Annotated in this window: 10 protein-coding genes and 1 tRNA gene; 1 reads left to right on the top strand and 10 read right to left on the bottom strand. The window is 56.4% G+C overall.

Annotated elements, in window-relative coordinates; translation table 11 throughout:
* Positions 1–32 precede the first annotated feature (32 nt).
* The 4 genes from ACNKU7_RS03655 to ACNKU7_RS03640 form a co-directional block, all read right to left on the bottom strand.
* Positions 33–1001, bottom strand: coding sequence for a glutamate cyclase domain-containing protein (locus ACNKU7_RS03655; protein WP_418295598.1), 969 nt, complete (start codon positions 999–1001; stop codon positions 33–35).
* Complete coding sequence (locus tag ACNKU7_RS03650) at positions 1001–1843, bottom strand: putative hydro-lyase (protein WP_418295597.1); 843 nt, start codon at positions 1841–1843, stop codon at positions 1001–1003. The genes ACNKU7_RS03655 and ACNKU7_RS03650 overlap by 1 nt, the downstream gene beginning before the upstream one ends.
* Complete coding sequence (locus ACNKU7_RS03645; RefSeq protein WP_418295596.1) at positions 1840–3201, bottom strand: amidase; 1362 nt, start codon at positions 3199–3201, stop codon at positions 1840–1842. Before ACNKU7_RS03645 ends, ACNKU7_RS03650 begins: the two co-directional genes overlap by 4 nt.
* Positions 3202–3488: 287 nt before the next feature.
* Positions 3489–5840: a TonB-dependent receptor gene (locus tag ACNKU7_RS03640; RefSeq protein WP_418295595.1), complete on the bottom strand. Its 2352-nt coding sequence runs from the start codon at positions 5838–5840 to the stop codon at positions 3489–3491.
* 501 nt (positions 5841–6341) lie between these two features.
* On the opposite strand from ACNKU7_RS03640, the gene ACNKU7_RS03635 reads away from it, so the two are divergent.
* On the top strand, positions 6342–7259 hold the full coding sequence (locus ACNKU7_RS03635) for a LysR family transcriptional regulator (protein ID WP_418295594.1): 918 nt from the start codon (positions 6342–6344) through the stop codon (positions 7257–7259).
* A gap of 172 nt (positions 7260–7431) precedes the next feature.
* On the opposite strand, the gene ACNKU7_RS03630 is transcribed toward ACNKU7_RS03635, so the two are convergent.
* From ACNKU7_RS03630 to ftsH, 6 genes are all read right to left on the bottom strand, one after another.
* A tRNA-Leu gene (locus tag ACNKU7_RS03630) sits at positions 7432–7517 on the bottom strand.
* Between the two features lie 31 nt (positions 7518–7548).
* Positions 7549–7986: a preprotein translocase subunit SecG gene (gene secG, locus ACNKU7_RS03625; RefSeq protein WP_418295593.1), complete on the bottom strand. Its 438-nt coding sequence runs from the start codon at positions 7984–7986 to the stop codon at positions 7549–7551.
* Positions 7987–8045: 59 nt separating this feature from the next.
* On the bottom strand, positions 8046–8786 hold the full coding sequence (tpiA, locus tag ACNKU7_RS03620; protein ID WP_418295592.1) for a triose-phosphate isomerase: 741 nt from the start codon (positions 8784–8786) through the stop codon (positions 8046–8048).
* Between the two features lie 134 nt (positions 8787–8920).
* Entirely contained in the window at positions 8921–10267 is a 1347-nt protein-coding gene (gene glmM, locus ACNKU7_RS03615; protein ID WP_418295591.1) for a phosphoglucosamine mutase, read from the bottom strand.
* Positions 10268–10324: 57 nt separating this feature from the next.
* Positions 10325–11185, bottom strand: a complete 861-nt coding sequence (gene folP, locus ACNKU7_RS03610; protein WP_418295590.1) for a dihydropteroate synthase — start codon at positions 11183–11185, stop codon at positions 10325–10327.
* A 120-nt stretch (positions 11186–11305) separates the two neighbouring features.
* Positions 11306–13225, bottom strand: coding sequence for an ATP-dependent zinc metalloprotease FtsH (gene ftsH / locus ACNKU7_RS03605; RefSeq protein ID WP_418295644.1), 1920 nt, complete (start codon positions 13223–13225; stop codon positions 11306–11308).
* Between the last annotated feature and the right edge of the window lie 106 nt (positions 13226–13331).

Raw genomic sequence — 13331 nt, 5'->3', positions numbered from 1 at the left:
CGGCGCGATGCGGCCACTCGCAGGCTAATCCATCATGCCGGAACCAGCGACGACAAGGACACAGCGGGCTCACCCTCTACGCAGCTCGGGTATGCATGTACGGTTTGGGTTGTGGGCAACTGCAGTAACGGATCGACCATTCCCACCAGCCCATTAAGCAGGGATCTACTGCGATTTTGCGCAAGGCCGTCTTCCGTGGGCGTACGTGCTCCGGTCACGCCGTCAACCATGCCTTGCTGAACCAGTGCTTCCAGGCATTTGCCGACGGAAAAGCCCTGCAAAAGCGGCTGGCCTACACATACCGATGCCAGCGCAAGTGCTCCGTATACCCCCCAATTGGAAACGTCGGCAATCACCAGCTCATCCGTCTCCGTGCGGGCACAGGCGATGGGCAAGCCTTTCAGCTGGTGGCGAATACGCCCCATACCCAGTTCGTTACCACCATCAGCAAAGGCGACACTCGGGCAGTCCACCATGTCCAGTAATGGCTCCCACGGCAGCGTGCGATCACTGATATTCTCGAAGCGCATATTCCGATAGAGGCCATCGGTACATTGCCCGGGCACCTCGATAAAGATGAGTAACGTCGGGCGAAATTCCGTCACAAATTCCCGCAACTGTACCGCGCTCCGGGCTTTGCTTATGGGAACAAAACACGTTGCCGGCAGATGCGGCTCACTGCGAGCCATTGCTGATATGTATTCGTCCACACCCAGCAGGGCTACGCTGGATCCGAGCTGCCGCAGGCCTTGCGCCAGCGCAATGGCACCTGCCGGCCCATCCGTTTCAAACCCGTTGTTGACAGGGAAGCCACTGACAATGGCAACCCGGGTGCGGTGGCGCAGCAGGGTTTTGACTGCCCGCAACAGGTAGCCGCTATAGCCACGATTACGCACCGTGGCCATACCACGCAGATCACAGGCCACCATCAGCGCCTCCAGCTGCATCCCCAGGCTGACAGTATGGGAGTGGTGATGGCGGTCGAGAACCACAGCATTCATTACCGGCACTCCTGCTGGTTGAGAAAACATTCTTCGGTGAACGCTGAAGTTTGCGCGTCTGCCGAGTTATCCAGCTCACTGTTAAGTCGATCCGTAATCAACATATGCCCCGGCGCATGTGTAATGCAAAATTCCAGTCCCGCATTGCGCAGGGCTTCGATGGCAGTAACACCGCAAGCCCAGAATGCCGGAGTTTCGTCCGTTTTCACCGTTACCGCATCGCCAAAATCCGGCTGGTCGAGGTCGTCAATGCCAAGGCCTGACGCCTCGCCCATGTGGACGGGGGCACCGTGAACCAACGGGTAGCGCCCGGTAATCGCGCAGACCTGTTCGAGGTCATCGGCTTTGAATGGGCGCATGCTCACCACCAGGTTGCCCTGGAAAACTCCGGCGGCGCTGCAGCGGCGGTTGGTTCGGTACATGGGTACGTTGCGCGCTTCGCTAATATTCCGCACTTCCAGTCCCGCGCTGATCAGCGCTTCTTCAAACGAGAAAGAACAACCCAAAGCAAAGGTGACCAGGTCATCACGCCAGATATCGCGAATGTCCGTGACCTCTTCGATATCGCTGCCAGCGCGGTGTATCTGGTAGCGCGGGACATCAGTCCGGACATCAATATCCTCCCCTAGCGCTGGCAATAAATATTCTCCGGGACGGGAACGATGCAGTAGTGCGCATGCACAACGATTGCCTGCACAGAAGTCGATAAAATCCTGCGCATGCGCTATCGGCAGTATGACGATATTTGCCTGCACAAAACCGGCGGCGAGACCGGAAGTGGGGCCGCGGAAGCGCCCCTCGCGTATTTCCGCCCGGATCACATTTGCGCACTGTCTGATCATGCAGTGACCGCCTGATTCTGCAGCGGAAAATGGTGGCAGTGAATAAATGGGCCTTGCGCAGCTTCCAGCGCCAGCGCCAGTTGCAGCAGATCCCCATCGCGATACGGTTGTCCCACCAGCTGCACACCGGTAGGCACGCCATTGTTAGCCAAGCCACTGGGTAACGATATCACCGGGCAGCGCCCCAGGGTGTTGAAGGGGTACGTCATGAACCAGCCTTTCACCGGATCCACCGACATCCCGTCAATTTCCAACCGGTCACAGCTGTAGTCGAAATCCGCGGGTACCCGCGTGGTACATACCGTTGGACAGAGCAGGAAATCGCAGTGGCGAAAAACATGCTCCAGAGACTGCCACATCTGCTGGGCGTAATCGTTGGCTTCCTGAACCCGTTCAGGCCCCGCCTCGGCAGACAGGGAAAAATAATGCCGCGCATAACTTGTCAGCTGGTCGTAACTCGCGGAATTTTCGTATTTCTCCCGTAACAGACGTCCCATCTGCGCGCCCTGGTGCATCTGGGCGGTGCGAATGCAGCGCTCATCCCAGCCGAGTTCAACCATCTCCACCTCTGCACCGAGAGTCTGCAATTGCCGCGCAACTGCCAGGGTGTTGGCTCGCACATCCTCGTCTAGCCGGAAAAAGCCAAGATCCAGCGAGAGTCCGATGGTGATCCCGCGCAAATCCAGTGGCATCGCCGCAACATCCTGCTTCGGCAGTTGCGACACAAGATCGATCGGGTGCGGCCCGGAAATCAGGTTATACAACAACACCATATCCCGGACACTGCGCGTCAACATGCCGTGGTGCACATAGGGGTCGATGTTGTAAGGAGGAATTTCCGGGATCCGCCCGTGGGACGCTTTGAGTCCAACAAGACCGCACTGGGCTGCAGGAATCCGCACCGAGCCCCCCATATCAGTGCCATTGGCAATGGTGCACAGCCCCGCCGCCAATGCGGCAGCGGATCCGCCGGAAGAACCCCCGGGCGTTATGTCGAGGTTCCACGGGTTGCGCGTGATACCCCACAAGTCAGACCAGGTAAAAGCTGCGACGGAAAATTCTGGTGTCGCGGTGCGCGCGTGAATAATTGCACCGGCCTCAAGCAGCCGTTCCGGTACCGGATCCGTTATATCTGCAACATTTTCTCTCAGCAGCCTGGAACCATTGGTGGTGATTTCACCCCGGATATAGGTTTCATCCTTGATCGCAGTAACAACCCCTTCCAGTGGACGGGCGGAGCCGTTCTTGTAGGCCTTTTCCGCGGCAATTGCCTGCTGGTTAGCACGCTCAAAATGGGTGTACGTCAGCGCATTGATCTCGGCCCCGACTTCCTCATAGCGCTCTATCTGCGCTGCCAAAACTTCTCTGGGTGACAGGGCTCGCTGCTTGAATAGTCGTAATATTTCGCAGGCATCCAAGTAACATAATTCTGTTCCCATCATGCACCTGTTCTTTTTTCCTATGCGGGCAAGTGTGAATGCTTCGGCATCAGCTGATAAATGATTAACCACAGGCATGACCGATGGATTCGCCACAAGTATCCGAACCGGATCCTGGGCTGAGTCATTGAACCCGGGAAAACTCTGCCGAAAAAAGGGGGCTTACCGCCCCCTTAAACACTTGCTCATGTCATACTTTCTATGTCTCAGAAATCATAAGAAGCATTGACACCTATAGTCCGCGGCATCGTCTGAATCAGGCGATTTCCGACGTAGAGTTCCTCCTGATAGGACACCTCAGCGCGCTCGTTGGTCAGGTTACGCACCCATAGCCCGGCACTCCACTGATCCCCGCTGATCGCCAGATCACCGCTGTAAAGCGTGTAGGAGTCATAGCGATAAACGTCTTCATCCGGGGAATCTGCTCGATCACTCTGGATATCACCCGTATAGGATCCGCGCAGCCCTGTGGAAAGGGTCAAGCCATTGGCGAGATCGCGGTAGTAGGTTACCCCCAGGTTGTGACGCCACTCCGGCGAACCACCCAGCAACCCTCCTTTACTCCAGGTGCGACAGCTGGTGCCATCCTCATAGAGACAGACTTCTTCGGTTTCCGCCCACTCAGCCTCTGTAAACGCAGTTTCATAGGTCAAGGAAAGGCTATCGGTCAGGCGCAAGCGCGAGGATAAATCCCAACCCTGCGATTTCGCGGTCGGGCCGTTCGCGGTGCCATTTAGCGGGAATCCATTGATCGACTGATCGTAATAGGTCTGGGCGTCGTGCCATAAAATGTTGTAAAGACTCGTCTGCAGATACAGGCGATCGTCAAGGAATGTGCCTTTCAAGCCAACTTCAAAGTTATCCACAGAGTCCGGCTCGTAGTTCTGGGCCGAAGAATTGACTTCAGTATCGCCCTGCGATTTGAAACCGTTGACCCCGCCACGCCGGAAGCCTTGTGATGCGGTTGCATACAGCAAAACATCGTCGCTCAGATCGTATGAAGTGTTTAACTTGAAGAACTTTTTGCCACTTTCGGAGCTTTCAGTTGCGCCCTTGGTATCTACGAGCCCAAATGCATAGTCGGTGATGCGGGGATCAGCAGTATCGGAGTAATTGAAAACCCGAGCCCCCACCGTGACGTCCCAGCGTTCAGACAGTGCCAGGGTCAATTCCCCGAAAAGAGCCAGTTCCTCATAATCTGTATTGATGTCTTCGCCATAGCCGACATCCACAGCGCCACCTATCGCGGTGCGATCAATGCCACCCACGTCATCCAGCGTCGGGAATATCTCATTAAATGCGAGACTTCGCTCCTGCTGGGTATAGTAAATACCACCAATCCAGCTCAGCGGCCCGTCGTTCAGTGAAACAAACCGGGTTTCATGGCTAAGGCCCGAGTAGGTGTTGTCGAATACCATGTAAGGGGACGCATCGGTATTATCTGGCTGCAAACTGCTCCATCCCCAATAACCGTAATACAGGAACCCGATACCGTAGTTGGTCTGCCCCTTCCGCGTGTCCTCAAAGTATGAGGTGCTGGACTTCAGCGCAACGGCACTAAAATCCCACTCCAGGTCTACAGAGTCGAGCTTGAAGCCACGATCGGAATATTCCCGATATCTGCCCACCACCACATCTTCGCCATATTGTGGAACATCGCTCTCTGCATTCGGATCCAGTGTGGTTCCACGGGAACCGTTCGCAAGCTGGCTCTGCTGCGCGTGGGTAAGTGTCAGCTTGGCATCCGCATTAACTTGCCATGCCAGTGCCACCTTTCCGGTACTGACATGCTGGTAGTCGTCGTCTTTGTAGCGGCTTTTAGCGGAACCATTCGGGTTGTTCCAAGGGATATCACGAAATGCCGGTGAAATTACCCGGTCGGTAAATCCGGCCTCATCCAGGTAAGCGAATGAAGCCCGCACCGCTAGGCGTTCACCCAACGGCTGGTTGATTACGAAATCGCTATCAGTACTCAGCCCGCCACCACGGGTTTGGTACATGCCAGTATTTACTGTCAGCGTCGCTTCGTCAAACTGCGGCTGGTTGGTAATGTAGCGGATCGTGCCGCCAAGGCTGCCAGAACCATAGAGAGTACCCTGAGGCCCAAGCATGGTTTCGACCCGGGCGATGTCTTTGATCCGGTAGCCGATATTGGGCAGCGGAGTCTCATCCAGATAGTAGGCAAGCGTGGAACGCACAAAGAACTCAAGGTTGTTCTGCGATACAGATGAGACATTCAGGCCTCGCACAGTCACCGAGTCGGCGACGCGCGGCGAGTTGGCCGGGGCGCTGATGGAAACAGAATCCGCAATCAGGCTTTTTAGATCCGTGATTGCCCGTTTACGCAGCTCACTTTCGCCAATGGCTGAGATATTGATGGGAATATCTTCAACTGATGCTTCGCGGCGTGTGGCGGTTACCACGACCTGCTCAAGAAGCTCGGCTTCCTGTTCAGCTTTACTATCATTCTTCGACGTTTGAGCATAAACACCCGTAGATATGCTCAATGCCAAAGCAGATATAACTGCGGTTAATGGCCTTTTTTGGAATGGCAACATACCCTAAATCCTTATTATTGAATTGTTACTTTCCGGGCGCGGTGACTCATTCACCCTGTGTGCAGGTTCCTCCTTTGATACAGACTTGAAAAGATATAACCCATCGGTACTGACGATAGGTTGAGTTAAAAGCCGGGTAGGATGATTTACGCTGGCCTCAGGCTATGCGCGGTGAAGGGGGGCGGAGCCGACGAAAGTAAGTAGAACCTGAAAAATCTTGCGCCCCCTCCATGAAGGTACAAAGTTATTAATACGGTAAGAAAATTAAGAAAATCACTGATTTATATCAATTTTTTACCGCATCGATACAAGCCGGCGGCTAACAGCCCAACGCTAGCGATTGCCAACCTGAGCAACCACCAGCAAGCAGGTAAGCACGATAACATCAGCATTTTGCAGCCCAACGAACTCTGCTACATTGGCCATTCATCGGTTTTACCGATAGCACCTGAAACATGATCAGCTCGCCAGCAGAACGCCAATAACACGAGATGATGACGTATGGAATCCCGCATATTTATCGCTCCAGAACAATTGGAAGCGTTTGAGGCTGCGGCTCGCAGCGGCTCATTTTCCGCAGCGGCGAGAGCCCTGGGCAAAGCGCAATCTACCATTTCTGGATTGATCAGCAATTTGGAAATCGATACCGGCCTCAGCCTGTTCGATCGCAGTGGAAGGGAACCCAAACTCACGCCCCAGGGGCGTGCATTACTGCAGGATGTGCGCTCTTTGCTCAACTCTTACTCCCGCTTCGAGGCCAAAAGCCGAAGTCTAAATGCGGGGCTTGAAGAGGCTCTGACGGTCGCCGTCGATGAATCGGCCATAGATGCCGAACAGCTTATGCAGGCACTGGAGCGCTTCAACCAGAACTATCCAACTGTGACTGTTTCGCTGCTGCACGCTTCAGGGAACAGGGCTTCAAATACGGTGCGGGAGGGCAAGGCCGATATCGGAATTGTACTCAGCCAGGGGGACTATCCGGAGGACTTCAATTTTCGCGGTGTGGGCAATTGCTCGTTTGTGCTCGTCGCCGGAGGCTCACATCCGCTGACGACACTGCCCCAGATCAGCATCCAGGACTTACACAATCACCTGCACTTCCGCATAAGTGCCGGCAGTGACCCGGCAACGCTGCCGGAGAACGATCTCAGTGACCGTATCTGGTATATGGAAAGTTATGCCATGTTCATGACGGCGTTGATCGCGGGACTTGGTTGGGGATTTGTCCCGATGCATATTGCGCGCCCCCATCTAGCCAGTGGCGCTATCAAAATACTGAAGACAGATTTCCAGCTAACGCCCTACCCCTACTGCACCGACCTTATCTGGTCGCGCCGTAAAACCCTTGGGCCTGCCGGGCAAAACCTGATCGACGAGCTATCGAGAATTCTCTCAGCCCCAGTGGCCGAGTCCGCCTGAAGGAGCGGCTGTACGACTCTAGCACAGGAAGGTTATTTAGGACGTACCTTACAGAGCTGCCTAAATACGCAGATACCACCGCTTGGTGGCCGGGAGATAGACATCCCAGAAACACGAAAGCCCCGCAGTGCGGGGCTTTCGGAAGGATACCGGATCAAGCCGGCTTTCAATGTGGTGCCCAGGGCGGGACTTGAACCCGCACGCGCATAGCGCACTACCCCCTCAAGATAGCGTGTCTACCAATTCCACCACCTGGGCAAAAACTTGCAGTTTTATTCAGCCTTCCGGCTTACTGAGGCTGCTCCTCAGTTTGCTCTTCGCTGTCAGCTTCCGGCATTTCAGCTTGCGGAGCTTCTTCAGCAGAAGGAAGTTCATCTGCGGCCGGAGCCTGCTCCTGAACTTCAGGGATATCAGATTCGAGCACTGCCGGTGCTTCACCGCGCTGCTCTACCGCTGCCGGGATGCTTGGCAGATCCGCATCCACGCTAGCTTCGTTTTTGTTGCTGGCGAGGATGGCCAGGCCGAAGCTGGTGACGAAGAATACTGTCGCAAAAATTGCTGTCAAGCGGGAAAAGAAATTTCCGCTACCCTGGCTACCAAAAACGGTCTGGGACGCACCCGCACCGAAGGAGGCACCCGCTTCTGCACCCTTGCCCTGCTGAATCAGAATCAGGCCAATGATAGCCAAGGCTGTCAGAATGTGAACCACTAAAACCAGTTTTTCCATTGTCCAGAAAACCTGCTGTGCTGGGACTCTGCCCGTTTAAATTTTTGACCTGGCGCCGCTTAGTCCGCTGCGCAACAGATACTTACGAATTCTTCTGCTTTCAATGACGCACCACCAACCAGCGCGCCATCAATATCCGGCTGCGCAAAAAGCTCAACCGCATTATCAGCCTTTACGCTACCTCCGTAGAGGATTTGCGTGCTGACACCAGCTTCACCAAGCTGCTCCCGGATGAACCGGTGCACTTCCTGCGCCTGCTCCGGCGTGGCGGTTTTTCCGGTACCAATCGCCCAAACCGGCTCGTAGGCAATCACGGTATCCTGCCAAGGGCTCTCGAGCCCCTGGGAAGCTATCGCGTTGAGCTGCCCGGCAACCACCTCGAGGGTTTTACCGGCTTCGCGCTCTTCAAGCGATTCCCCGATACAGAGTACCGGGATCAGCCCGCTGGACTTGGCCACAGCAAACTTTTTTGCCACCAGCTCGTCGCTCTCACCATACAGGCTGCGACGTTCCGAGTGACCGACAAGCACATAACTGGCGCCACAATCGAGAAGCATCTCTGCAGATACTTCACCAGTAAAGGCACCATTTTTCTGCTCACTCAGGTTCTGAGCCCCGAGGGCTACAGTTTCTCCGGCAACATCCCCGACCAGTGACAGGTAAGGAAATGGCGGACAAATAAGAACCTGCGCAGAGCAGCTGCTCGACGCAAAACCCTTTTCCAGATCAGCCAGCAGTTGCCGCGCGAACGCTTGCGTGCCGTGCATTTTCCAATTGGCTGCTACCAGGGGTGTGCGCATCAGTGCTCCTCCAAGGGGCGCAAATCTTAGCGATATTGCCGGCAACATACAACCGGAAAATCACACTATTTATCGAAATATCAATAACTTCCGGCCACCCATCTGACAAGGCCAGCTGGGTGGCCGGGATTTTGTCAGCGGTTGCCGATACGCTCAACTACTTTCGCAATACCGGCAGCCAGGTGCTCGACCAAGGCCGCATCCTTGCCCTCGACCATAACCCGGATCAACGGTTCGGTGCCAGAAGGGCGCAGCAGTACACGGCCATTGTCGGCCAGCTCGCGTTCAGCCTCCGCGACGGCGGTCTGCACCTCCGCGTCCTCGAGTACTCCTTCACGGCTCGCCAGGCGCACATTGATCATGTGCTGGGGCAACATCTGCATACGCTGGGTGAGCTGGTCGAGGGACTCGCCAAAATCGCTGACCGCCCGCAGTACCTGCAGCGCGGAGATAATACCGTCGCCAGTGGTGGTCACGTCGGTGCAGACGATGTGCCCAGAAGACTCTCCGCCCAGGGTCCAGCCATTGGCGTGCATCATCTCCAGCACATAGCGATCCCCCACTTTGGCACGGCCGAACGGAATCTTGCGTTCACGCAGGGCCAGCTCGAAGCCATAGTTGCTCATTTGAGTACCGACGACGCCACTGCAACCGCCGAGGAATTGCTGGCGGTGGATCGCAATCAAAAACAACAGCTGATCCCCATCGACCAGGGCACCGTGGCGATCTACAAACATCACGCGGTCGCCATCACCGTCAAACGCGATACCGAGGTCTGCCCCCTGCTCCACTACAGCTTTCTGCAGCTCTTGCGGCTTGGTGGATCCGCAGTTCAGGTTGATGTTCAGGCCATCAGGCTGGGTGCCGATTGCGTGAATGTCTGCGCCGAGTTCGCGGAACACTTTTGGCGCAATGTGATAGGTCGCCCCATTGGCGCAATCGAGGACGATTTTCAGGCCTTCCAGGGAGTAGCGCCACGGCGTGCTGGCTTTACAGAACTCGATATAGCGGCCCACTGCGTCATCGATACGCCAGGCCTTGCCGAGATCCTTGGAAGTTGTCATTGGCAGGTCCAGCGCCGCTTCAATTTCCAGCTCAACCTGGTCCGGGAGCTTGCTGCCGTCGCCACTGAAAAACTTGATACCGTTGTCCTGATAGGGATTGTGGGAGGCACTGATGACAATACCCGCCTGCGCGTGGAAGGTGCGCGTGAGATAGGCAATGGCAGGGGTTGGCATCGGCCCGAGCAATCCGACATCGACGCCGGCGTTGATCAGACCAGCCTCGAGGGCCGCTTCAAACATATACCCGGACACCCGGGTATCCTTGCCGATCAGGATACGGCTCCGGCCGCCGGCACGGTTGCCGGCCCCAAGCACCTTACCTGCCGCATACCCCAGACGGAGCATAAAGTCCGGAGTGATCACCCCTTCCCCAACGTGGCCTCGAATGCCATCGGTACCAAAATATTTTCTCGCCATGATCACTTCGCCTTAGCTCTACGAATTCGATTGACTGTTGTTGTAAGTTGTTGATTTTCAACCAGCCGATACATCTGAATGCAGGTCCACTAATTGCTGCATCCGCAGCACGTCCACGGTAGCCGCCACATCATGCACACGAATGATGCGCGCCCCCCGTTGCGCCGAGAGCATGGCGAGTGCCAGGCTGCCGGGTAGCCGCTCGCCAACCTCCCGGTTCAGCAAGCGACCGACCATCGACTTTCTCGACATGCCAACCAAGAGTGGCACATCCGCGGGCGCCAGCTCACGCAAGCGACGCAGCAGGGTAAGGTTGTGAACGTCGTTCTTACCAAAACCAAATCCCGGATCCAGCACGACCTTATTCCGTGGAATACCCGCGGCGGTGCAGGCCGCCATCCGCTCCATCAGGTATCCCCTGACTTCGCCCACCACATCTGCATACTCAGGCTGGGCCTGCATGGTGCCGGGCTCACCCTGCATATGCATAAGGCATACGGGTAAGCCTGTTGCCACCGCGGCCTCCAGAGCGCCGTCGCGCGTCAGGGCACGCACATCATTGACCAGCCCTGCTCCGGCTGACGCCGACTGACGTATCACCGCGGGAGTACTCGTGTCGACGGAGATCACGACATCAAGGCGCTGGCTGATCGCCTCCACCAGCGGTACCACGCGATCCAGCTCCTGCTGCTCGGTCACCGGCTCAGCACCGGGGCGTGTGGACTCCCCGCCGATATCGATCAGCGTCGCCCCTTCTTCACACATCTGCTCAGCCCGTTGCAGTGCGATATCGAGGCTCAGCTTTCCGCCCTGGTAATAACTGCCCCCATCGGAAAACGAGTCCGGGGTGGTGTTAAGTATGCCCATCACCTGAGGGGTGGTGAGATCGAGGGTACGGTTGCCGCAGACTAATTGCATGGGTAGGAAACTACTGATTTCGGTGGAGGTGCCAGCCCGGCACGCAAAAGCGGGCTATTAGCCCGCTCGAGAGGGGACTCCGGCCGGTAACCGGGAATCCCAGGGTTTATAGACGCCGTATCAGTGGCCGTTAACAGGCCCACCAACCGAGCTGTCACCATCTTTGGCGGTGTCCGTGGCATCTTCCGGCTGGCCAGTGGAGCCATTGCCATCTCCAGGGCCGAAGTCGTTGTTATGCCAGTCTCTGGGGGGGCGTACCTTGCGACGAGCCATCAGGTCATCGACCTGCTCTGCATCCAGGGTCTCGTACTCCATCAGCGCATCTTTCATCGCCTCAAGAATATCCCGGTTTTCCTCCAGTAACTTGCTGGCACGCGCATAGCAGTCATCGATGATACGGCGTACTTCTGCGTCGATCTCATTCGAGGTCTTGCCGGAAATCGGGTTACCGTGACCGGGCTGACCGCTTTCGTCTTCACCGTAGTGCAGCGGACCAAGCTTTTCAGACAAGCCCCACTTGGTGACCATGTTACGGGCGATATCGGTGGCACGCTCGATGTCATTGGAGGCACCGGTAGTCACACCATCCACGCCCAGGGTCATTTCCTCGGCGATACGGCCACCAAACAGTGAGCAGAGCTGCGACTCCAGGGCACGCTTGGACAGGCTGTACTTGTCTTCTTCCGGCAGGAACTGGGTAACACCCAGCGCCCGTCCACGGGGGATAATGGTCACCTTGTGCACCGGATCGTGCTCGGGCACCAGGCGGCCAATAATCGCGTGACCAGCTTCGTGGTAGGCGGTATTGGTCTTTTCTTTCTCATTCATCACCATGGACTTGCGCTCGGCCCCCATCATGATCTTGTCACGGGCGCGCTCGAACTCGTCCATGGTTACCATACGCTTGTTGGCACGGGCAGCGAACAGTGCCGCTTCATTAACCAGGTTCGCCAGGTCCGCACCGGAAAAGCCGGGCGTGCCCCGCGCAATGGTCTGGGCATCGACGCGCTCATCCAGTGGTACCTTGCGCATGTGTACCTTGAGGATCTGCTCACGGCCGCGGATATCCGGCAGGCCGACAAATACCTGGCGGTCGAAACGACCCGGGCGCAGCAGCGCCGCATCCAGCACATCCGGACGGTTGGTCGCGGCAATCACGATTACGCCTTCATTGCCTTCAAAACCATCCATTTCCACCAGCAGCTGGTTCAGGGTCTGCTCACGCTCGTCGTGACCACCACCTACGCCAGCGCCACGATGGCGGCCGACAGCATCGATTTCGTCGATAAAGATAATGCAGGGGGCCTGTTTCTTGGCCTGCTCGAACATGTCGCGTACCCGGGAGGCACCGACACCCACGAACATTTCCACAAAGTCAGAACCGGAAATGGAGAAGAAGGGCACCTTGGCCTCACCGGCGATCGCCTTGGCCAACAGGGTCTTACCAGTACCAGGAGGTCCCGCCATCAGTACACCGCGGGGAATATTGCCGCCAAGGCGCTGGAACTTGGAGGGATCGCGCAGGAACTCGACAAGTTCTTGCACATCCTCTTTCGCCTCATCAACACCGGCTACATCGGCGAACGTGGTCTTGATCTGGTCTTCACCCAGCAGGCGCGCCTTGCTTTTGCCAAAGGCCATGGGGCCTGAGCGTCCGCCTGCCCCACCCTGCATCTGGCGCATGAAAAACATGAACACCGCGATAATGATCAGGATTGGAAAGCTCGCCACCAGCAGTTGCTGCCAGATACTGGGGGATTCCGGCTCGCGACCGTTGAACTTCACGCCCCCCCGAACCATTTCGTTGGTCAGCTCATCGTCGATGATCTGTGGCTGAATGGTCTTGAAATGGCTGCCATCGGCCTTCTCACCGGTGATGACCAGCCCATCCACCAGAACACTCTTGACCTGGCCTGACTGCACATCCTGCACAAAGGCGGAATAGCTGATGGACTCATCCCGGGATTGCGGCTTGAAGTTCTGGAAGACCATCAGCAGCACCGCGGCGATGATCAGCCACAACACCAGATTCTTTGCCATATCGTTCAAAGGGTTTGCCCTCTTGCCATTGCCTTAGCAGGTAAATCCGTTCCACCCAGTATAGGCGGCTCTAAAAATCGGTTTCGGTGGCACAAATTACACCACC

This window comes from Microbulbifer weihaiensis (assembly GCF_048323715.1).
Lineage (GTDB): Bacteria > Pseudomonadota > Gammaproteobacteria > Pseudomonadales > Cellvibrionaceae > Microbulbifer.
The sequence above is the reverse complement of the archived record's forward strand: the minus strand, read 5'-3'. Positions and strand labels throughout refer to the sequence as shown.

What these genes read in the sequence shown, in the direction of transcription:
- ACNKU7_RS03635 (WP_418295594.1), top strand. Translation starts at nt 6,342, where the DNA reads ATGGAATCCCGCATATTTATCGCTCCAGAACAATTGGAAGCGTTTGAG.
- ACNKU7_RS03655 (WP_418295598.1), bottom strand. Translation starts at nt 1,001, where the DNA reads ATGAATGCTGTGGTTCTCGACCGCCATCACCACTCCCATACTGTCAGC.
- secG (WP_418295593.1), bottom strand. Translation starts at nt 7,986, where the DNA reads ATGGAAAAACTGGTTTTAGTGGTTCACATTCTGACAGCCTTGGCTATC.
- ACNKU7_RS03650 (WP_418295597.1), bottom strand. Translation starts at nt 1,843, where the DNA reads ATGATCAGACAGTGCGCAAATGTGATCCGGGCGGAAATACGCGAGGGG.
- glmM (WP_418295591.1), bottom strand. Translation starts at nt 10,267, where the DNA reads ATGGCGAGAAAATATTTTGGTACCGATGGCATTCGAGGCCACGTTGGG.
- ftsH (WP_418295644.1), bottom strand. Translation starts at nt 13,225, where the DNA reads ATGGCAAAGAATCTGGTGTTGTGGCTGATCATCGCCGCGGTGCTGCTG.
- tpiA (WP_418295592.1), bottom strand. Translation starts at nt 8,786, where the DNA reads ATGCGCACACCCCTGGTAGCAGCCAATTGGAAAATGCACGGCACGCAA.
- ACNKU7_RS03640 (WP_418295595.1), bottom strand. Translation starts at nt 5,840, where the DNA reads ATGTTGCCATTCCAAAAAAGGCCATTAACCGCAGTTATATCTGCTTTG.
- folP (WP_418295590.1), bottom strand. Translation starts at nt 11,185, where the DNA reads ATGCAATTAGTCTGCGGCAACCGTACCCTCGATCTCACCACCCCTCAG.